17 protein-coding genes are annotated in these 18,307 nt (G+C 75.2%); 8 read left to right on the forward strand and 9 right to left on the reverse strand.

The window, feature by feature from the left end:
• Positions 1-456, reverse strand: coding sequence for an STAS domain-containing protein (locus AB0B41_RS10865; RefSeq protein ID WP_358201445.1), 456 nt, complete (start codon positions 454-456; stop codon positions 1-3).
• A 165-nt stretch (positions 457-621) separates the two neighbouring features.
• Between AB0B41_RS10865 and AB0B41_RS10870 the strand changes: the two genes are divergently transcribed.
• Positions 622-843, forward strand: a complete 222-nt coding sequence (locus AB0B41_RS10870; protein ID WP_358201448.1) for a hypothetical protein — start codon at positions 622-624, stop codon at positions 841-843.
• A gap of 15 nt (positions 844-858) precedes the next feature.
• Here the strand turns inward: AB0B41_RS10870 and AB0B41_RS10875 are convergent, their stop codons facing one another.
• Positions 859-1,632, reverse strand: a complete 774-nt coding sequence (locus AB0B41_RS10875; RefSeq protein ID WP_358201450.1) for a DNA-formamidopyrimidine glycosylase family protein — start codon at positions 1,630-1,632, stop codon at positions 859-861.
• A gap of 134 nt (positions 1,633-1,766) precedes the next feature.
• Between AB0B41_RS10875 and AB0B41_RS10880 the strand changes: the two genes are divergently transcribed.
• On the forward strand, positions 1,767-2,378 hold the full coding sequence (locus tag AB0B41_RS10880; RefSeq protein WP_358201452.1) for a hypothetical protein: 612 nt from the start codon (positions 1,767-1,769) through the stop codon (positions 2,376-2,378).
• Here AB0B41_RS10880 and zwf read toward each other — a convergent pair.
• Positions 2,375-3,871 (reverse strand): glucose-6-phosphate dehydrogenase, encoded by a 1,497-nt coding sequence (gene zwf / locus AB0B41_RS10885; protein ID WP_358201455.1) that lies wholly within the window; start codon positions 3,869-3,871, stop codon positions 2,375-2,377. The two genes, AB0B41_RS10880 and zwf, sit on opposite strands and share 4 nt — an antisense overlap.
• Before the next feature lie 202 nt (positions 3,872-4,073).
• On the opposite strand from zwf, the gene AB0B41_RS10890 reads away from it, so the two are divergent.
• The 3 genes from AB0B41_RS10890 to AB0B41_RS10900 all read left to right on the forward strand — a co-directional run bounded on the left by AB0B41_RS10890 (position 4,074) and on the right by AB0B41_RS10900 (position 9,640).
• Complete coding sequence (locus AB0B41_RS10890; RefSeq protein ID WP_358201457.1) at positions 4,074-5,297, forward strand: saccharopine dehydrogenase NADP-binding domain-containing protein; 1,224 nt, start codon at positions 4,074-4,076, stop codon at positions 5,295-5,297.
• Between the two features lie 257 nt (positions 5,298-5,554).
• Positions 5,555-7,960: a CoA transferase gene (locus AB0B41_RS10895; RefSeq protein ID WP_358201460.1), complete on the forward strand. Its 2,406-nt coding sequence runs from the start codon at positions 5,555-5,557 to the stop codon at positions 7,958-7,960.
• A 78-nt stretch (positions 7,961-8,038) separates the two neighbouring features.
• Positions 8,039-9,640, forward strand: coding sequence for an AMP-binding protein (locus AB0B41_RS10900; RefSeq protein ID WP_358201462.1), 1,602 nt, complete (start codon positions 8,039-8,041; stop codon positions 9,638-9,640).
• On the opposite strand, the gene AB0B41_RS10905 is transcribed toward AB0B41_RS10900, so the two are convergent.
• Positions 9,637-10,416 carry an MBL fold metallo-hydrolase gene (locus AB0B41_RS10905; RefSeq protein ID WP_358201463.1) on the reverse strand — a complete coding sequence of 260 codons (780 nt, stop codon included), beginning with the start codon at positions 10,414-10,416 and terminating at the stop codon, positions 9,637-9,639. The genes AB0B41_RS10900 and AB0B41_RS10905 overlap by 4 nt on opposite strands.
• A gap of 92 nt (positions 10,417-10,508) precedes the next feature.
• Here AB0B41_RS10905 and AB0B41_RS10910 point away from each other — a divergent pair, with 92 nt between their 5' ends.
• Positions 10,509-11,471, forward strand: coding sequence for a helix-turn-helix domain-containing protein (locus tag AB0B41_RS10910; RefSeq protein WP_358201465.1), 963 nt, complete (start codon positions 10,509-10,511; stop codon positions 11,469-11,471).
• Here AB0B41_RS10910 and AB0B41_RS10915 read toward each other — a convergent pair whose 3' ends face one another.
• Genes AB0B41_RS10915 through AB0B41_RS10925 form a run of 3 tightly spaced genes read right to left on the reverse strand, consistent with a single transcriptional unit; the run spans position 11,472 to position 13,938 of the window.
• Entirely contained in the window at positions 11,472-11,930 is a 459-nt protein-coding gene (locus tag AB0B41_RS10915) for a MarR family transcriptional regulator (RefSeq protein WP_358201468.1), read from the reverse strand.
• Positions 11,927-13,066, reverse strand: coding sequence for an LLM class flavin-dependent oxidoreductase (locus tag AB0B41_RS10920; RefSeq protein WP_358201470.1), 1,140 nt, complete (start codon positions 13,064-13,066; stop codon positions 11,927-11,929). The genes AB0B41_RS10915 and AB0B41_RS10920 overlap by 4 nt, the downstream gene beginning before the upstream one ends.
• Positions 13,063-13,938 carry an alpha/beta hydrolase gene (locus AB0B41_RS10925; RefSeq protein WP_358201472.1) on the reverse strand — a complete coding sequence of 292 codons (876 nt, stop codon included), beginning with the start codon at positions 13,936-13,938 and terminating at the stop codon, positions 13,063-13,065. Before AB0B41_RS10925 ends, AB0B41_RS10920 begins: the two co-directional genes overlap by 4 nt.
• A 188-nt stretch (positions 13,939-14,126) precedes the next feature.
• On the opposite strand from AB0B41_RS10925, the gene AB0B41_RS10930 reads away from it, so the two are divergent.
• Complete coding sequence (locus tag AB0B41_RS10930) at positions 14,127-15,281, forward strand: LLM class flavin-dependent oxidoreductase (RefSeq protein WP_358201475.1); 1,155 nt, start codon at positions 14,127-14,129, stop codon at positions 15,279-15,281.
• Positions 15,282-15,300: 19 nt separating this feature from the next.
• Positions 15,301-16,674, forward strand: coding sequence for an NtaA/DmoA family FMN-dependent monooxygenase (locus AB0B41_RS10935; RefSeq protein ID WP_358201477.1), 1,374 nt, complete (start codon positions 15,301-15,303; stop codon positions 16,672-16,674).
• Position 16,675: 1 nt separating this feature from the next.
• Here AB0B41_RS10935 and AB0B41_RS10940 read toward each other — a convergent pair whose 3' ends face one another.
• Both AB0B41_RS10940 and deoC read right to left on the reverse strand, forming a co-directional pair.
• Positions 16,676-17,443, reverse strand: a complete 768-nt coding sequence (locus AB0B41_RS10940) for an SDR family NAD(P)-dependent oxidoreductase (RefSeq protein ID WP_358201479.1) — start codon at positions 17,441-17,443, stop codon at positions 16,676-16,678.
• A gap of 90 nt (positions 17,444-17,533) precedes the next feature.
• Positions 17,534-18,280: a deoxyribose-phosphate aldolase gene (gene deoC / locus AB0B41_RS10945; protein WP_358201481.1), complete on the reverse strand. Its 747-nt coding sequence runs from the start codon at positions 18,278-18,280 to the stop codon at positions 17,534-17,536.
• Positions 18,281-18,307: the final 27 nt, after the last annotated feature.

Below are 18,307 nucleotides of genomic sequence, written 5' to 3' on the forward strand. Positions count from 1 at the left end.
TCAGGGGCGCTCGAGGTCCTCGAGCGCACCGACGAGCTGCAGCTGGCTGTCGACGCCCGTCACCTGCATCGGGCGGAGCACGACCCGGCTACCACCGGTGATGACGGAGAGCGTGGTGCCGACGGCATCGGCCGCGCGTTGGGTGCGGACGAGCGCCGCGAGCCCGCGGGAGGCGAGGAACCGGACGCCCGAAAGGTCGACGACCAGGTACCTCGCCGTGCGGACCAGGTCGATCGCGGCGTCCTGGAAGGCGGCGGCCTCCGCGGCGTCGATCTCGCCGCGCACCGCGAGCACGCGGATGCGCTCACCCGCGCGGCACACGTGCAGCTCGATGCCGCTGCCGGGCTCGTCGAGACGCTCCCAGTCGCCGGCCTCGCCGCACCACGCCGCGACCTCGGGCAGGCCCGGCGCACGACCGGTTCCGGCACGCTCGGCACTGTCGGGAGCGGGGCACACGGGATCTCGTCCTCTCAACGTGGGAGCGGGCTTCTCGACTCCGGGCCAGTGTGCCCACGACCGTACCTCCCCGCAGCCGCCCCGGCGCGACGGCGACCACCCGGATGCGCGATCTCCGCCACGGAGGAGGACGGTTGGGCGCTCCGTGCGGGGGAACCCGGCCCCATGCCGACCGAGCCCACCCCCGACCCCGGCGAGGCGCCCGGGCGCGTCTTCCACCGGGACAGGGAGGACCGCATGGACCACGGCGACCCGCGTGAGCGCGCCGGCTCGTCTGAGTCTTCTGGGTCGTCCGAGTCGTCCGGGGAGTCCGAGGAGACGCGGGACCGCGAGGGCGGCCCGAACTCCGGCGCGAGCGGGGACTGGCGGGAGGAGCCGCCCCGCTAGTGTCCTCGGCCGCGCTCACCGCTGGCAGCCGGGGCACCACCAGGTCTCCCGGCCGTGCGGCGTGCGCGCCGCGGGTCGGAAGGCGACGGGGGTGCCGCAGCGGTGGCAGGGCCGGCGGGCCCGGCCGTAGACCCAGTGCGGGCGCCGCGGATCGCCGGTGGTGACCTGCCGGGGGTTGATGGCGACGGCCTCGCGCAGCCGCGCCCGGGCGTCGTCGAGCAGGGGGCCGACGTCGACCTCCCCGATCGGCCGCCACGGGCTCACACGGTGGAGGAAGCACAGCTCACCCGCCCACATGTTGCCCAGCCCGGCGACGCGCCGCTGGTCCAGCAGGGCGGCGACGGCGGCGGTGTCCGGGGTGGCGTGCAGCCGGCGGGCGGCGCGGTCGGCGTCGAAGTCGGCGGTCAGCAGGTCCGGACCCAGGTGCCCGACGACGCGGGCCTCGTCCCGCGTCCGGACCAGGTCGAGGACGGGCAGCGCGACGCCGGCCAGGGTGCGGCCGTCGTCGAGCCGGAGCAGGACGCGGGCCTCCACCGACCGCGGCAGCCGCTTCCCCGGGCCCAGCACCGACCACGACCCGCTCATCCGCAGGTGCGAGTGCAGGGTCAGGCCGGCCGAGGTCCGCATCAGCAGGTGCTTGCCGCGCGGCAGCCAGGCCTCGATGCGCTGCCCGGAGAGGTCGGCGAGGGCCAGGCGGGGATGCCGGAACGTGCCGCCGACGACCGTGCGGCCCGCCGTCGCCGCGTGCAGCCGGGCGGCCAGCCGCGCGATGGAGTCGCCCTCCGCCACGCCCGCACGCTACGCGCCCCGGGCGCGTCACACCTGTCGGCCGGGTGACTCACTTTGCTCCATCCGGCCGGTGCGCGAGCGGGCGCGTGCTGTGATCGTCGGCGGACGTCACACCGATGTGGACGGGAGCGCGGATGCTGCGTGCGGCGGAATGCCTGACCGAGGCCGAGCGGGTGCTGAACCAGGTGCTGGACGGGGTGGCGCCCGACCAGTGGCGCATCCGCGTCCCGCCGCTGCCCGACGGGCCGGATCCCGCCCGGCCGACCACGCTCGACGCCCTGGTCCGCCACCACGTCCGGGTCAACGCGTCGTTGCCGGACCTGCTGGCCGGGCGCGAGCCGGAGGGCACGGCCGAGCTCGCCGACCTCACGGACCTCGAGCACCGGCAGGACCTCCCCGCGCTGGCCCGCGAGGTCTCCGACAAGGCGTGCGCCGCGGCGGCGGCCGTCGCCGACCCGGCAAGGCCCACCGGCGACGGCGGGCTCCCCGCCGAGGAGCTGCTGTGGCGGCGGGCGGTCGGCACCGCGTTCACGGCGCACGAGGTGTCGGTGCACCGAGGCTCGGTCAACCCGCTGACCGAGGAGCTGGCCCGGGCGCTCTGGGAGCACACCGAGCCGGAGGCGGCGCGCTGGCGCGAGCTCGGCCTGTTCGGCGAGCCGCTGACGCCGGTGCCAGCGGACGTGTCCTGGCGCGACCGGTTCCTCATGCTCGCCGGCCGCGACCCGCACCCCCTCTGGGACCGCTAGCGCCGCTCGCGCCAGGCCCGCTCGAACGGCAGCCGCCACGCGTTCGGCGCGATCAGCTGGTGGATCGCGTTGGGCCCCCACGACCCGACGGGGTAGTTCTTCGCCGGCGGCGGGTCCTCCAGCAGCGGCATGGACCGTTCCCACAGCGACTCGATGCCCTCGGCCGTGGTGAACAGGGTGTGGTCGCCCCGCATGGCGTCGAGGATCAGGCGTTCGTAGGCCTCGAGCACGTCGCCGGCGGACTCGGTCTCCTGCGTCGAGAACTGCATCGACAGCTTCTCCAGCCGGAAGCCCGGGCCGGGGCGCTTTCCGTAGAAGGACAGCGAGACCTTGGAGGAGTCGGCGAGGTCGAAGGTCAGGTGGTCCGGGCCCTGGGTGCCGACGCCGGACCCCGCCGGGAACATCGTCCGCGGCGCCTCCTTGAAGGCGATCGAGATGATCCGCTGGCCCTCCGCCATCTTCTTGCCGGTGCGCAGGTAGAAGGGCACGCCCGCCCAGCGCCAGTTGTCCAGGCCGACCTTGAGCGCGATGAACGTCTCGGTGTCCGAGTCGCGGGCGACGCCCTTCTCCTCGCGGTAGCCGCTGTACTGGCCGCGGACGGCGTCCCACGGGTGCACCGGCAGCAGCGAGCGGAAGACCTTGTTCTTCTCCTCGCTGATCGCCCGCGGCTCCAGTGCCGTCGGCGGCTCCATCGCCACGAACGCCATGACCTGCATCAGGTGCGTGACGACCATGTCCTTGTACGCGCCGGTCGACTCGTAGAAGTTGGCCCGCTCGTCCAGCCCGAGCGTCTCGGGGATGTCGATCTGGACGTGGTCGATGAAGTTGCGGTTCCAGATGGGCTCGAACAGGCCGTTGGCGAAGCGGAACGCGAGGATGTTCTGCGCCGCCTCCTTGCCCAGGAAGTGGTCGATCCGGAAGATCTGCGACTCGTCGAAGACCTTGTGCACGTAGTCGTTCAGCTCGATCGCGCTGGGCAGGTCGTGCCCGAAGGGCTTCTCCATGACCACCCGCGAGCGGTCGACCAGGTCGGCGTCGCGCAGCATGGCGATCACGGCCTGGGCGGCCTTCGGCGGCACGGACAGGTAGTGCAGCCGCTGCACGCCCTCGCCGAGCCTGGCCTCGGCCTCCTTCACCGCGGCGGTGAGCCCCTCCGGCCCCGCGCCCTGCGGCACGTAGGTCAGCCTGTCGGCGAACCGGGCCCACGCGTCGTCGTCGGACTTGTGGGTGCCGAAGGACTGCACGGCGGTGTGCGCCAGCTCGCGGAACTCGTCGGTGGTCATGTCCTCCATCGCCGTGCCCACGACGCGGACCTCGGGGGCCAGCGACGACTCGCACAGGTAGGCCAGGCCGGGCAGCAGCTTGCGCTTGGCCAGGTCACCGGTGGCACCGAACAGCACGATGACGTGCGGCTTCAGCGGCTCCTGGTCGCGGCGGAAGGGGCGCGAACCGGGACCGGGGTAGGCGATCGTCTGAGGGCGGGACTCGGGCACGCGGGGACTCCTCGGGAGACGGACCGGTGGGCACGCGACGTCGGGGCCGACCCTAGTCCTTCCGGCGTGCGCCGTCCCGCTCCGTGATCGGCCCGGGGGTGATCGGCCCGGGGGTGCTCGGCCCGGGGGTGCTCGGCCGGGTGCCGGGGTGGTCGGCGCGGTAGCGCGCGCGGATCGGGCGGGCACCCGGCACGATGCGGACATGAGCACGGAGGCAGGCAGGGCGCGGGAGCACGATCTGGTCGTCTTCGGCGCCACGGGGTTCGTCGGGTCCCTGCTGACCGGCTACCTCGCGGGCGCCGCGCCGGACGGCGTGCGGATCGCGCTCGCCGGGCGGGCGCAGGAGAAGCTTGAACGGGTGCGGGCCGGCCTGCCGGAGCGGGCCCGGGACTGGCCGATCGTCACCGCGGACTCGACCGACCCGACCTCGCTGGCCGCGCTCGCGGGGTCGGCGCGCGTCGTCGTCACGACCGTGGGGCCGTACGCGCAGTACGGGTTGCCGCTGGTCGAGGCGTGCGCCAGGGCCGGCACCCACTACGCCGACCTCACCGGCGAGGTGCTGTTCGTCCGCGAGGCGATCGACCGGTACGACACCGTGGCCCGCGGGACCGGGGCGCGGATCGTCCACTCCTGCGGGTACGACTCCATCCCCTCGGACCTCGGCACCCTGCTGCTGCGCGAGGCCGCGGGCGTCGACCTGGGCCGGGTCCGGGCGGTCGCGACGGCCCGCGGCGGGTTCAGCGGCGGCACCCTCGCCTCCCTGCTCGGGCACGTGGCGAGCGTGGCGGGCGACCCGGCGGCGCGGCGGATCGCGCTCCGGCCGCACTCGCTGAGCCCCGACCACGCCACCGAGCCCACACCGGACCAGCCGCGCGACGCCGGCCCGCCCCGCCGCGAGCCGGACGGCTCCTGGACCGCCCCGTTCGTCATGGCGCCCTACAACACCCGGATCGTGCGGCGCAGCAATGCCCTGCAGGACTGGGCCTACGGGCGCGACCTGCGCTACGAGGAGCGGATGGCGGCCGGACGGGGGCTCACCGGCGCGGCGGCGTCGGTCGCGATCACCGGGGCGATGGGGGCGATGGTCGGCGGCGCGGCCTTCCCGCCCACCCGCGCGCTGCTGGAGCGGGTGCTGCCCGAGCCGGGCAGCGGGCCGAGCGAGCAGGCACGGGCGAAGGGCTACTTCCGGCACGTCCTCACCGGCACCACGGCCGACGGCCGGACGGTCACCGCCACGGTCGCGGGCTCCGGCGACCCGGGCTACGCCGCCACCGCCGTGATGCTCGGCGAGAGCGCCCTCTCCCTCGCCCTCGACACCGACCTCCCCGACCGCGCGGGCTCCCTCACCCCCGCCACGGCGTTGGGCCACATCCTGATCGAACGCCTCCGCAAGGCGGGCCACACCTACGAGGCGACCGCGGGGTAGAGCCACGCACTCCCCCGGCCCTTCCCCAGGCGTTGTGGATCCCTGGCGTTCTCCTCGCGCCCTCCCGGCCACGTCATGGATCCACAACGCGGGCTTCCGAATCCGGGCAGCGTCCGGGTGCACGCCCACCGCCCCGCGCACCCGCCCCAGCCCCCGCCCTGCACGCCCGGAGACCACCCCGCCCCCGACACCCCGACACCCCCTCCCGCTCACCCCGCTCGCCCTGTAGCGTGCGTCACCGTCGGAAGGAAATGACGATGACGTCACGCTCGCAGTCGTTCGACCACCCCCTCGCGGGCCTGCGCGTCCTCGAGGCCGGGGACACGCTGGCCGCGGCCTATGCGGGCCGCCTGCTGGCCGATCTCGGCGCGGAGGTCGTGCTGCTGGAGGCCCCCGAGGGCGACCCGTTCCGCACCCTCGGCCCGTTCGTGAAGTCGGTGCCCGACGCCGAGCGCAGCGCGTCGTTCGCCTACTTCCACGCGGGCAAGCGCTCGGTCGTCGCCGAGGATCCCGCGGTCCGCCTGCTCGCCGCCCGCGCCGACGTGCTGCTCCGGTCCACCCGGGACGGGTCGGACCTGATCGGCGACGACCTCGTCGCCGAGCTGGAGGCCGCCCGCCCGGAGCTCGTCGTCGTCGACCTGTCGACCTTCGGCCGCACCGGCCGCGACGGCCCCCACCCCACGAACGACCTGCTCGCGCTGGCCGCGGGCGGCCTGCTGTCGATCAACTCGACCACGCTGCGCGGCCCCGACCCGCTCCCCCTGCGCTACCGGGGCGAGCTGTCGAGCGTGCACGCGGCGTGCGGCGCGGTGCTCTCCCTGCTCGGCGCGCTGGTGGAGCGCCGGCGCAGCGGGCTGGGCCAGCGGCTCGACGTCTCCCTGCAGGCCTCGGTCGCGAGCGTGCTGGCCACGGCGATGTCGCGCTACCACTACACCGGCGAGATGCCGGTGCGGCAGGGCAACCGGAGCGTCGGGCCGTGGGGCTTCTACCCCTGCCGCGACGGCACGGTGCTCATGCAGATCACCCGGGACGAGGAGTTCCGCCGCCTGGTCGCGATGCTCGGCTCGCCGGACTGGGGCACGCTCGAGATCTTCGAGACGACCGCGGGCCGCGACGAGAACGCCGACGTCCTCGACGTGTTCGTCGGCGAGCACCTGGCGGAGTTCACCCTCGCCGAGTTCCTCGAGCTCGCGAGCGTCCACCGGATCGCGGCGGCGCCCATCCACGGCGCCCGGGACATCCTCGGGTGGGACCACCTGGCCGTCCGCGGGTCCCTCCCGCCGGTCGCGCTCGGCGGCGCCCGCGGCGAGTCGTTGCCGGTGCCCGGGCGGCCGTGGCGGGTCGACGGCACCGTCCCACCGCCCCGCGAGGCCGCGCCGGCCCACGGCGAGGCCGACGCGTCGTCGCTCTGGTCCGGCCCCACGGAGCACCCGGCCGGCTCCGGCACGCCCGCCGAGCGCCCGCTCGCCGGGGTGCGCGTCGTCGACCTGACCTGGGTCTGGGCCGGGCCGTTCGCCGCGATGCAGCTGGCCCATCTCGGCGCGGACGTCGTGCGGGTCGAGACCGGGACCCGGCTGGAGACCACCCGCGGCCTCGGTCCCTACGCGGACGGCATCGTCGGCGTCGACCGGTCCGGCTACTTCAACCAGTACAACCAGGGCAAGCGCGGCGTGGCGCTGAACCTGAAGACGGCGCGCGGCATGGAGCTGCTGCGCGGGTTGATCGCGACCGCCGACGTCGTGATCGACAACATGAGCGCCGGCGCGCTGGCCCGGATGGGCCTGCCGTACGAGACGCTGAAGGAGATCAACCCGCGGATCGTCGCCGTCTCGATGACCGGCTTCGGCGAGTCCGGCCCCTACCGGGACCGCACGGCCTACGGCTCGCTGATCGACGCGCTGAGCGGCATCGCGTCGTCCAACGGGGACGTCCGGGGTGGACCGACGGACCTGGTCATGTCGCTGCCCGACCCGATGGCCGGGATCACCACCGCGATCGCGACGGTGGCCGCGCTCTACCAGGCGCGGGCCTGCGGCGAGGGCGTCCGCGTCGAGACGGCGATGTTCGAGGCCTGCCTCGCCGCGTTCCCGTGGCCGGTGCTGTACGCCGGGGCGACCGGCGGCGAGGTGCCCGTGATCGGCAACCGCGACGACCTGGCGAGCCCGCACGGCACCTTCCGCTGCGCGGGCGACGACGAGTGGGTCGCCATCGCCTGCGAGGACGACGCCCAGTTCGCCGCCCTCGCGGTGGTGCTCGGCTCCCCCGAGCTCGCTTCGGACCCCCGCTTCGCCACGCTCGCGGCGCGGCGGGTGCACGAGGACGCGCTCGAGGCGCTGGTGACCCGCTGGACGGAGCAGCGGACGCCGGCGGAGGCGGCGAAGGCGTTGCAGGCCAAGGGGGTCGGGGCGGAGGCCGTCGCGCGGGTCGACGAGGTCTACCGGTCCCCCGTGCTCGCCGCCCGCGGCTTCTTCCCCGAGACCGTGCACGCCGTGATCGGGCCGCGCCGGCTGCCCTCGGTCGGCTGGATCGCCTCGCGCAGCGCGATGGGCCCGCAGGGCGCCGCCCCCGCCCTCGGCCAGCACACCCGCGAGGTCCTCGGCGAGATCCTCGGCCTGTCCGACGCGGATCTGGACGCCCTGGAGACCGAGGGCGTCACCGTCTGACGCCGCCCGCCCGGCCGCACCGCCGCGGCCGGCCGGGCTCGACCGTCGGAGGCGTGCGGCTGTGCCACGATCACCCGCATGACCGACGCGACGACGCGGGCCACGGAGCTGCGGGAGCGCTACGGGCGCGCGGACCTCTGCCTGGCCGCGGAACTGTGCGACCGGCACCCGGCCGGGGAGGTGGCGGCCACGCTGGTGGCCGGGGACCTGTCGGCCGTCGACCTCACGTACGGCGAGCTGCGCGAACGCTCCGAGCGGCTCGCCGCCGGCCTGGCCGGGCTGGGGGTCGGCCCGGGCTCGCGGGTGGCGACACTGCTGCCCAAGACCGCGGACCTGCTCGTCACGGTGGTGGCGGTGCTGCGCCTGGGCGCGGTCTACGTGCCGCTGTTCACCGCCTTCGCCCCGCAGGCGATCGCGTTGCGGCTCACCGCCTCCGGCACCGCCGTCGTGATCACGGACGAGACCCAGCGGCCGAAGCTCGACCCGGGCGAGGACATGCCCGCCGATGCGCCGTGGACCGTCGTCACGGTCGGGTCGGCGGAGTGGGACCGGCTCGCCGGCGCCTCGCCGACCGGCGCGCCCGCCGCCGTGGTCGGGCCGGACGGCGCGATGGTGCAGCTCTACACCTCCGGCACCACCGGCAGGCCCAAGGGCGTGATCGTCCCGGCGAAGGCGCTCGCGTCGATGGTCGCCTACCAGGAGCTCGCGCTCGACGTCACCGCCGACGACGTGTTCTGGAACGCCGCCGACCCCGGCTGGGCCTACGGGCTCTACTACGCCCTGCTCGCCCCGCTGGCCACCGGACGTCGCACCCTCCTGCTGCTGAACGCGGGCTTCTCCGCCCGGTCCACGTGGGACGTGCTCGGCCGGTTCGGCGTCACCGCGTTCGCCGCCGCACCGACCGTCTACCGCGGGCTGCGCGCCTCCGGGATCGCCCCGCCCGAGGGGTTGCGGCTGCGCACCTGCTCGAGCGCGGGTGAACCGCTGAACCCGGACCTCGTGACGTGGGGCCGCGAGGTCCTCGGGGTGGAGATCCGGGACCACTACGGACAGACCGAGCTCGGCATGGTCGTCGCCAACGCCTGGCACCCGGACCTGCGCACCGGGATCCGGCCGGGCTCGATGGGCCGCGCGCTGCCGGGCTTCCGGGTCGCCGTCCTCGCCGACGACGGCTCCGGGCAGGAGGTGCCGCCGGACACCCCCGGCCGCGTCGCCCTCGACGTGCCGGCCAGCCCGCTGCTGTGGTTCGAGGGCTACGCGGGCGGCGTCCGCGGCGACCGGTTCAGCGAGGACGGCCGCTGGTACCTCACCGGCGACGCGGGCCGCGCCGACGCCGACGGCCACCTGTACTTCTCCGCCCGGGACGACGACGTGATCATCATGGCTGGCTACCGGATCGGTCCGTTCGACGTCGAGTCCGTGCTGTCGACGCACCCGGCCGTCGCCGAGGTCGCCGTCGTCGGGATGCCGGACGAGCTGCGCGGCGAGGTGGTCGAGGCGTTCGTGGTGCTGCGCGAGGGCGTCGAGGCGACCCCGGACCTGCCCGACGAGCTGGCGAACCTGGTCCGGACCCGCTACGCCGCCCACGCCTACCCGCGCCGGGTCCACCTCGTCGACGCCCTGCCGAAGACGCCCAGCGGGAAGGTGCAGCGCTTCCTGCTGCGACAGCAGGGCCGTTAGACCGAGACCTGGTCCGGGAGCTTGGTGGGCACCCCGAGCGGCAGGATCGTGAGCCGGTCCGCCAGCCCGGCCTCGGCGAACGCGCGGTACAGCGTGCCCGGCCCCTCGGTGAAGTGCAGCCAGCCCTCGGTGTGCACCGGCAGGACCCGGCGGGCGTCGAGGGCCCGGGCCGCGAGGACCGCGTCGGCCGCGGTCAGCGTGAGCGGCTCGGGGCGGTCGGGGCGGCGCGCCGCGCCGCAGAACAGCACGGCGAGGTCGACGCGCGGGACACGCTCCGCGATCGCCTCGACCACCCCGACGGAGGCGTTGTCGCCGGACACGTAGACCGTGGTCCCGTCCGGGGCCTCGAGGACGAACCCGGTCACCGGACCGGAGAAGGCCTCCGCCCCGGGCGGGCCGTGGCGCGCCGGCACCGCCCGCACGACCAGCGGCCCCGCGGGCGCCGGGACCTCCGCGGTCTCCCACGGCGCCAACCCGTCGAGGCCCGCGATGCGGCCCGCGGCCGCCGGCGTGGACAGCACCCGCCCGGCCTCGCCCAGCAGCGCGCGGCCGGACGGGTCGAGGTTGTCCGGGTGCTGGTCGTGCGACAGCAGGACGAGGTCGACGCGGCCGAGGTCGGTCGCGGGCACGGCGGGCCCCGTCAGCTTGCGCAGCACCCGGCCGTCGCCGATCGGATGGTCGCCGGGCGGGTCGAAGGTCGGGTCGGTGACGACGCGGAGGCCGGCCAGGTCGAGGACGAGGGTCGGGCCGCCAACGTGGAGCGCGGTGAGGGTCATGGCCTCATCACAGCGCCGCCGACGGCCCCGCTCCAGTGGCCCGGAGGCCGATACCTGCTCACATCGGGCCATGTCCGCCCTACCCTGGCGGCGTGACCCACGCGATCGCGGTCCTGGCCTTCCCGGGGATCAGCCCGTTCCACCTGTCGGTGCCGACCCTGGTGTTCACCGCCGAGCTCGACGACCGCCCACTGCCGGGCTACCGGGTCACGGTCTGCGCCGCGACACCGGGCGCGCTGCCGACACGGGCCGGCTTCGACCTGGCCGTGCACCACGGGCTGGAGGCGGTCGCGGCGGCCGACACGGTCGTCGTGCCCAGCTGGGACCCCGACCTGCCGGTGGCCCCGGAGCTGGGCGAGGCGCTGCGCGCCGCGCACGGCCGGGGCGCCCGGATCGTCGCGCTCTGCCTGGGGGCCTTCGTCCTCGCCGAGTCGGGGTTGGTCGACGGCCGCGAGGTCACCACGCACTGGCACGCGGCCCCGCTCCTCGCCGCGCGTCATCCCGGGATCCACGTCCGGTCGGACGTGCTGTGGACCGACCTCGGCGACGTCGTGAGCTCGGCCGGCACGGTCGCCGCGCTGGACTGCTGCCTGCACCTGGTGCGCCGCGACCTCGGCGCCGCCGTCGCCGGCGAGGTGGCCCGGCGGCTGGTGATGGCCCCGCACCGGGACGGGTCGCAGGCCCAGTTCGTGCGCACCCCGGTTCCCGACGACGACGGCCCCGACGAGATCGCCGAGGCCATGGCCTGGGCGCGGTGGCGCCTCGACCGGCCGCTCGACCTCGACGCGTGGGCCGACGGTGCCCTGATGTCGCGCCGCACCTTCACCCGCCGCTTCCGCGAGCGCACCGGGGAGAGCCCGGGCCGGTGGCTGCTGCGCCAGCGCCTCGAGCTGGCCCGCACGCTGCTGGAGACCACACAGCTGCCGATGGACGAGGTGGCCGAGCGATCCGGGCTGGGCTCCTCGGCGTCGCTGCGCCGGCACTTCCGGCAGGCGCTCGGGACCAGCCCGCGCCGGCACCGGGACCAGTTCGCCGACGGCCCGGGGGCCCGCTGATCACTCGATCTCGTCGAGCTCCCCGAGCATCGCGCGCAGGACGCGCAGGGTGGCCTCGACGTCGTCGCCCGTGATCCGCCCGGCCAGCGCGCGCAGGCGCGCGTGCTCCCACCCGCTGACCGCTGCGATCACGCGGCGCCCCTCGGGGGTGAGCCGCACCAGGCCGGAGCGGCGGTGTGCGGGGTTGTCGACCCGCTCCACCAGACCGGCCTCGCGCGCGTCGTTGACCATGCGCTGCACGAACTGCCGGCTCAGCGACTGCGCCCGGCCCATCTGCGGCACGGTCATCGGGCCGGTGCGGTGCAGCAGGTCCAGCACGGCACGCACCCCTGCGGACACCCCGGCGCCGGGGCCGTCGGCCCCCACCTCCCGCAGCACCCGCCGGTACAGCGGGCCGACGACCAGGTAGACCTCGGCGAGCCGGTCCGCGAGGGCATCGGCATCCGTGCCGTCCGTCATCCGCCCGGCCGCCACCCCGCCCATGCCCCGGCGAGCAGCTCGTGGCTGCGGACCCGGTCGGCGTGGTCTGTGGTGATCGTGGTGACCAGCAGCTCGTCCGCCCCGCTCACGCGGGCGAGGGTGGCGAGCCGCTCGCACACCGTGTCCGGCGCGCCGACGAACTGGGTGTCGACGCGGTCGGCCACCCCGGCCCGCTCCTCGGGCGTCCACTCCCGGGCGCGCGCCTCGGCCGGGGTCACGTACGGCCGGGCCCCGCGGCCCGTGCGGATGTCGAGCACCCACTGGCCGTAGGGCGCGGCGAGCTCGCGGGCCCGCTCGTCCGTCTCCGCGACGACCACGTCCGCGGACACGATCACGTGCGGCTCGGCCACCCGGCCGGGCCGGAAGGCCTCGCGGTACGCGGCGACGGCGTCGAGCACCAGGTGTGGCACGAGGTGATAGCTCACGGCGAACGGCAGCCCGTACTCCCCGGCCACCCGCGCGCTCTCCCCCGGCGTCGAGCCGAGCACCACGACGTCGACGTCGGCGCCCTCCGCGGGCGTGACGTGCAGCGGTTCGCCCCGCGGCCCGCGGGCGGTCCCGGCGAAGTAGGCGAGGATCTCGCCGACCTCGCGGCCGTAGTCCGGCGGTTCCTGGTCGGGGTCGAAGCCGAGCAGCTCGGCGAGGCAGCCGTACAGCCCCAGGTCCGACGGGACCTTCCCCGGCTTCGGCAGCAGCAGCCCGTCGACCGTGCGGGTCTCCGGCGGCCGGCCGCCCGGGCGTCCGGTCGGGCCGTTCTTGATCAGCCGCAGGATGCGGTGCAGGTCGAAGCGCCCGAGCCCGACGTCGATCCGTCCGGGATGGACGGCGGCCACGGTGCCGAACTGCTCGGCCACCTGCACCGGCCGGGTGTGCGGCAGCTGCACCGCGCCGGAACCCACCCGGATGCGTTCGGTCGCCGCCGCGAGCAGGGCGACCAGCACGGGGGTGGAGGAGGACGCGACGCCGGTGACGAGGTGGTGCTCGGCCACCCAGAAGCGGTGGTAGCCCGCCCGCTCCGCCGCCCGCGCGAGGTCGATCGAGTTCCGCAGCGCGTCGCCGGGCGTCCCGCCGGCGGGGACGGGCGAGAGGTCGAGGACCGACAGCGGGAGGCTCACCCGCGGCCCCGCTCGAGCACCTCGGTGAGCACGGCCGCCCACCGGTCCGGCGCCTCCACCGGCGAGAAGTGGCCCACGCCGTCGAGCGGCCGCAGGTCCACCTTCTCGAACCAGTCGTCGAGCCGGTCGGCCCAGGCGCGCGGGAACAGGGGATCGTGCTCGGGCCACAGCACCGTGGTCGGGACGGTGATCCGGTTCACGGGCGGCTCCTCGGCGAGCGAGCGCGCGATCATGCCGGAGCCGCTGCGGTACCAGCCGATCGACGCCGTGAACGCGCCCCGCGGCGAGTACCGCGCGGTGAGCCGGTCGAGCCGCTCCTCCTCCACGGTGAAGTCCGGGCTCGACCAGTGTTCCCAGAAGTGCCGCAGGTACGCGCGCACGGCGTCGGGCCGCCCGTCGACCACCTGCTCGGGCAGCCCGAGCCGGTGGAAGTGCTGGTACCAGAACTCGGCCGCGGCCTCGGGTTCCAGCACGCGCCGGCCCGCGCCGGGCAGCGGCGGCGCGAGGACCAGGGCCGCGACCCGGTCGGGGTGCTCGGTGGCCAGGGTCTGCGCCACCCGACTCCCGACGTCGTAGCCCGCGACGACCGCCCGCCCGAGGCCGAGCTCGTCGAGCAGGGCGAGTGCGCTGCGGGCCTGGCCGGCCGCCGCGACGTCGCCGCCCTCGTGCTTGTCCGACTCGCCGAACCCCCGCAGGTCGGGCCACACCACGTCCGCCGTGCCCGCGTCGGCGAGCAGGTGCGCGACGGCGGCCCAGTCGCCGCGGTCGCCCGGCCAGCCGTGGAGCAGCAGCACGGGGTCGCCGGTCCCGGCCCGCTCGTAGGCGAGCGCGTAGCCGTCCGCGTCCGGGGTCGTTCGTGTCGTCCCTGCCACGCTGACGGACCTTACGACGTCCTCTTCGGCCCGGCCGGGGTTAGTGTCGACGCTGTGGTCCCCGGGGTCCTGACGATCGTACTGACGCAGCGGCGGTGGATCGACCGCTGCCTCGTCACGACCACCGGCTGTCGCGCCCGCTGACGCGCACGCCCCTTCCTCGACCCGTCCCCAGGGAGAGCTGTCGGATGACCCCCCTGCACCTCGCCGTCGCCCTCGAGGGCACCGGCTGGCACCCCACCTCGTGGCGCGAGCCCGAGGCCCGGCCCACCGCGCTGTTCGACGCCGGCTACTGGGCCGACCAGGTCCGCGAGGCCGAGCGCGGGCTGCTCGACCTGGTCACGATCGAGGACGGTTTCGCCATCCAGTCCTCGCGCCCGTTCGAGCCGGACGAGCGCACCGACCAGGTCCGCGGCCGGCTCGACGCGCTGCTCGTCGCGGCCAGGGTCGCGCCGGTGACCTCGCACATCGGGATCGTGCCGACCGCGGTCACGACCCACACCGAGCCCTTCCACTTCTCGAAGGGCGTCGCGACCCTCGACTTCGTGAGCACCGGCCGCGCCGGAGTGCGCGTGCGGGTGTCCACACGTCCGGACGAGGCGGCTCTCGTGGGGCGGCGGGAGATCGGCCGGGAGGACGCGCCGGAGCTGTTCGACGAGGCCGCGGACTGGGTCGAGGTCGTCCGCCGGCTCTGGGACAGCTGGGAGGACGACGCCGAGATCCGCGACGCGGCGACCGGCCGGTTCGTCGACCGGGACAAGCTGCACTACATCGACTTCGAGGGCCGGTTCTTCTCCGTGCGCGGCCCGTCGATCACCCCGCGGCCGCCGCAGGGGCAGCCGCTGGTCGCCGCGCTGGCGCATCGTGACTACGCCTACCGGCTCGTCGCGCGCTCCTGCGACCTGGGCTTCGTGACCCCGCAGGAGACCGCCGACGTGGCCCCGATCCTGGGCGAGATCCGCCGCGAGCAGGAGGCCGCCGGCCGGGCGGAGGAGCCGCTGCACGTGCTCGGCGACGTCGTGGTGTTCCTCGACGAGAGCGCCGAGGCCGCGCGGGACCGCAAGGGCCGCATGGACACCCGGCTCGGCCGCGAGCTGGTCAGCGACGCCCGGATCGTCGCCGGCACCCCCGCCGAGCTGGCCGACCTGCTGCTGGAGTGGCAGGAGGCCGGGCTCGCCGGCGCCCGGCTGCGCCCCGGCTCCGTCGACCACGACCTCGCGCAGATCACCCGCGGGCTCGTCCCCGAGCTGCAGCGCCGCGGTGCCTTCCGCACCGCCTACGAGGCCGACACCCTGCGCGGGCTGTTCGGCCTCGACCGCCCCGCCGACCGCTACGCCGCCTGACCGCCCGGGAGGACACCGCATGCCGCGCAAGCAGATCCACCTCGCCGCGCACTTCCCCGGCGTCAACAACACCACGGTGTGGAGCGACCCGGAGGCCGGCAGCCACATCGAGTTCGACTCGTTCCTCCACTTCGCCCGGACCGCCGAGCGGGCGAGGTTCGACTTCCTGTTCCTCGCCGAGGGGCTGCGGCTGCGCGAGCAGAACGGGCTGATCTACGACCTCGACGTCGTCGGGCGGCCGGACACGTTCACGATCCTGGCCGCGCTCGCCGCCGTCACCGACCGGCTCGGGCTGGCCGGGACGATCAACTCGACCTTCAACGAGCCGTACGAGGTCGCCCGCCAGTTCGCCTCGCTCGACCACCTCTCCGCGGGCCGCGCCGCGTGGAACGTCGTCACCTCGTGGGACGAGTTCACCGGCGAGAACTTCCGCCGCGGCGGCTTCCTGCCGCAGGAGAAGCGGTACCTGCGCGCCAAGGAGTTCCTCGCCGCCACCTGGGAGCTGTTCGACTCCTGGCAGGGCGACGAGATCGTGGCCGACAAGGAGACCGGCGAGTTCTGGCGGCCGGGCGGCGACTTCGCGATCCGCTCGGACCAGTTCGACATCCACGGACGGTTCCCGGTGCCGCGCAGCCCGCAGGGCCGCCCGGTGATCCTGCAGGCCGGTGACTCCGAGGAGGGCCGCGAGTTCGCCGCCTCCGGGGCGGACGCGATCTTCACCCGGCACGGCACGCTCGAGGCCGGCCAGGCCTTCTACGCGGACGTCAAGGGCCGGCTGGCCAAGTACGGCCGCTCCCCCGACGACCTGAAGATCATGCCGGCGGCCACGTTCGTGCTGGGCGACACGGAGGCCGAGGCCCAGGAGAAGGCCCGGCACGTCCGGTACCAGCAGGTCAGCCCGGCCACGGCGATCAAGTTCCTCGAGCAGCTGTGGAACCGCGACCTGTCCGACCACGACCCGGACGGCCCGCTGCCCACCGTGGACCCCGTCGTCGGCGAGAACACGATCTCCCGCGGCCGCGCGAGCGTCCGGATGTACCGGGACCCGATCGCGACCGCTCACGAGTGGCGGGAGCTCGCCGAGGCCAAGCACCTCAGCACCCGCGAGCTGATCATCGAGGTGACCGGCCGGCAGAACTTCATCGGCACCCCGGGCCGGATCGCCGAGCTGCTCGACGAGTTCGTGCAGGCGGACGCGTCGGACGGGTTCGTGCTCGTCCCGCACATCACGCCCGGCGGGCTCGACGAGTTCGCCGACACCGTGGTGCCGCTGCTGCAGGAGCGCGGGGTCTTCCGGACCGAGTACGAGGGCACCACGCTGCGCCAGCACCTCGGCCTGAAGCCGGCGCCGACCACGGCCGCCGGTGACCTCGGGACGGCCGTGTCCGGGTGAGCTAGCGCCCGTGCTGGCCGTCGTCGACCTTGATCACCGTGCCGGTGACCAGCTCCGACGCCGGCGAGCACAGGTAGAGCAGGGTGCTGTCCAGCTGCTCCGGGGCGCCGAGGCGCTTGCGCGGGAACGGATCCGCCAGGCCCTCGGGGTCCGTGTGCAGACGCTCGATCATGCCCTCCATCATCTCGGTGAGGAAGGCGCCCGGGGCGATGCCGTTGACGTTGATCCGGTGTTGCGCCCACTCCGTGGCGAGCACCTCGGTCATCCGGTTCAGCGCCGCCTTGCTCACCGAGTACAGCGCGGCCGCGCCGCCGTTGCGGTAGTCGAAGGCGCTCATCGACGAGATGTTGACGATCCGGCCGGGCCGCTCGGCGGCGATCAACCGGCGGCCCACCTCGGTCGCGAGCAGCCACGGGCCGCGGACGTTGGTGTCGAGCACGGCGTCGACGACCTCGAGCGGCATCCAGTGGGCCCGCTTCGCGTCGGGGACCCCGGCGTTGTTCACCAGGATCGTGACGGGCCCGAGCTCGGCCTCCACGCGGTCGACCGCGGCCGGGATCTCCTCGGCGCGCGAGACGTCGAGCTGCACGGGCAGGCACCGGCCCCCCGCGGCCTCGATCTCCTTCGCCAGCTCCTCCAGCCGGTCCGCGCGGCGGCCCGCCGCGGCGACCGCGGCACCGGCGCCGGCCAGGACCTCGGCGAAGCGCCGGCCGAGACCGGACGTCGCACCGGTGACGAGGGCGACCTGCCCCTCGAGCTCACGGGACACGGGCACACCTCACGGGCGTCGGGGACGGGGGCGGACCGACGCTAGGCCGCGGCCCACGATCTTGTCAAACGTTCGTTCAGATGAACCAGGTCAGTAGGACGCGCCGTCGGTCCGCGCGGCCACCGAGTCCGACGGTCGGGTACGCGAGCTCCCCCTCCGGCGACCCGCGTCCCGGCCCGCGGCGTCCTCGAGGATCACCGCGGAGGCGCTGGTGCCGAAGCGGGTGGCGCCGAGCTCGCACAGCGCGAGCAGGGTGTCCAGGTCCCGCACCCCGCCGGACGCCTTGACCTGCACGGACGGGCCGACGGAGGCCCGCATGAGGGCGACGTGCTCGGCCGTCGCGCCGCCGCCGGCGAACCCGGTCGACGTCTTGACGAACGCCGCGCCCGCCGCCTCGGCCGCGTGGCAGCCCGCCACGATCTCGTCGCCGGTGAGGAAGGCCGTCTCCAGGATGACCTTGACCACCCGCTCCCCCGCCACCCCGACGACGGCGGCGATGTCCGCCCCGACGTCGTCGAGCAGGCCGCTGCGCAGCCGGCCGACGTTGAGCACCATGTCCAGTTCGACGGCGCCGTCGGCGAGCGCCTGCCGGGCCTCGGCCACCTTCGCCGCCGTCGACGTGCTGCCGTGCGGGAAGCCGAGGACGGTGCCGACCGCGACCCCGCTGCCGGCCACGGTGGACACCGCGTGGGCGACGTCGGACGGCCGCACGCACACGCTGAACACCCTGTGCTGCATCGCCATCGCCAGGTCCGCGTCGACCTGCGGGCGGGTGAGCTCGGGCTTGAGGATCGCGTGGTCGATCATCGCGGCGACCGCGGGGGCGTCGAGGCTCATGCTCAGGGCTCCGGGGACGGCGGGTGG

Source organism: Pseudonocardia sp. NPDC049154 (assembly GCF_040648315.1).
GTDB lineage: Bacteria > Actinomycetota > Actinomycetes > Mycobacteriales > Pseudonocardiaceae > Pseudonocardia.

Bases quoted from the DNA above. Each gene is read 5' to 3' on its own strand.
- AB0B41_RS10915 (WP_358201468.1), bottom strand. From the start codon at position 11,930: ATGACGGACGGCACGGATGCCGATGCCCTCGCGGACCGGCTCGCCGAG.
- AB0B41_RS10880 (WP_358201452.1), top strand. From the start codon at position 1,767: ATGCTGCGTGCGGCGGAATGCCTGACCGAGGCCGAGCGGGTGCTGAAC.
- AB0B41_RS10930 (WP_358201475.1), top strand. From the start codon at position 14,127: ATGACCCCCCTGCACCTCGCCGTCGCCCTCGAGGGCACCGGCTGGCAC.
- AB0B41_RS10935 (WP_358201477.1), top strand. From the start codon at position 15,301: ATGCCGCGCAAGCAGATCCACCTCGCCGCGCACTTCCCCGGCGTCAAC.
- AB0B41_RS10870 (WP_358201448.1), top strand. From the start codon at position 622: ATGCCGACCGAGCCCACCCCCGACCCCGGCGAGGCGCCCGGGCGCGTC.
- AB0B41_RS10895 (WP_358201460.1), top strand. From the start codon at position 5,555: ATGACGTCACGCTCGCAGTCGTTCGACCACCCCCTCGCGGGCCTGCGC.
- deoC (WP_358201481.1), bottom strand. From the start codon at position 18,280: ATGAGCCTCGACGCCCCCGCGGTCGCCGCGATGATCGACCACGCGATC.
- AB0B41_RS10890 (WP_358201457.1), top strand. From the start codon at position 4,074: ATGAGCACGGAGGCAGGCAGGGCGCGGGAGCACGATCTGGTCGTCTTC.
- AB0B41_RS10905 (WP_358201463.1), bottom strand. From the start codon at position 10,416: ATGACCCTCACCGCGCTCCACGTTGGCGGCCCGACCCTCGTCCTCGAC.
- AB0B41_RS10900 (WP_358201462.1), top strand. From the start codon at position 8,039: ATGACCGACGCGACGACGCGGGCCACGGAGCTGCGGGAGCGCTACGGG.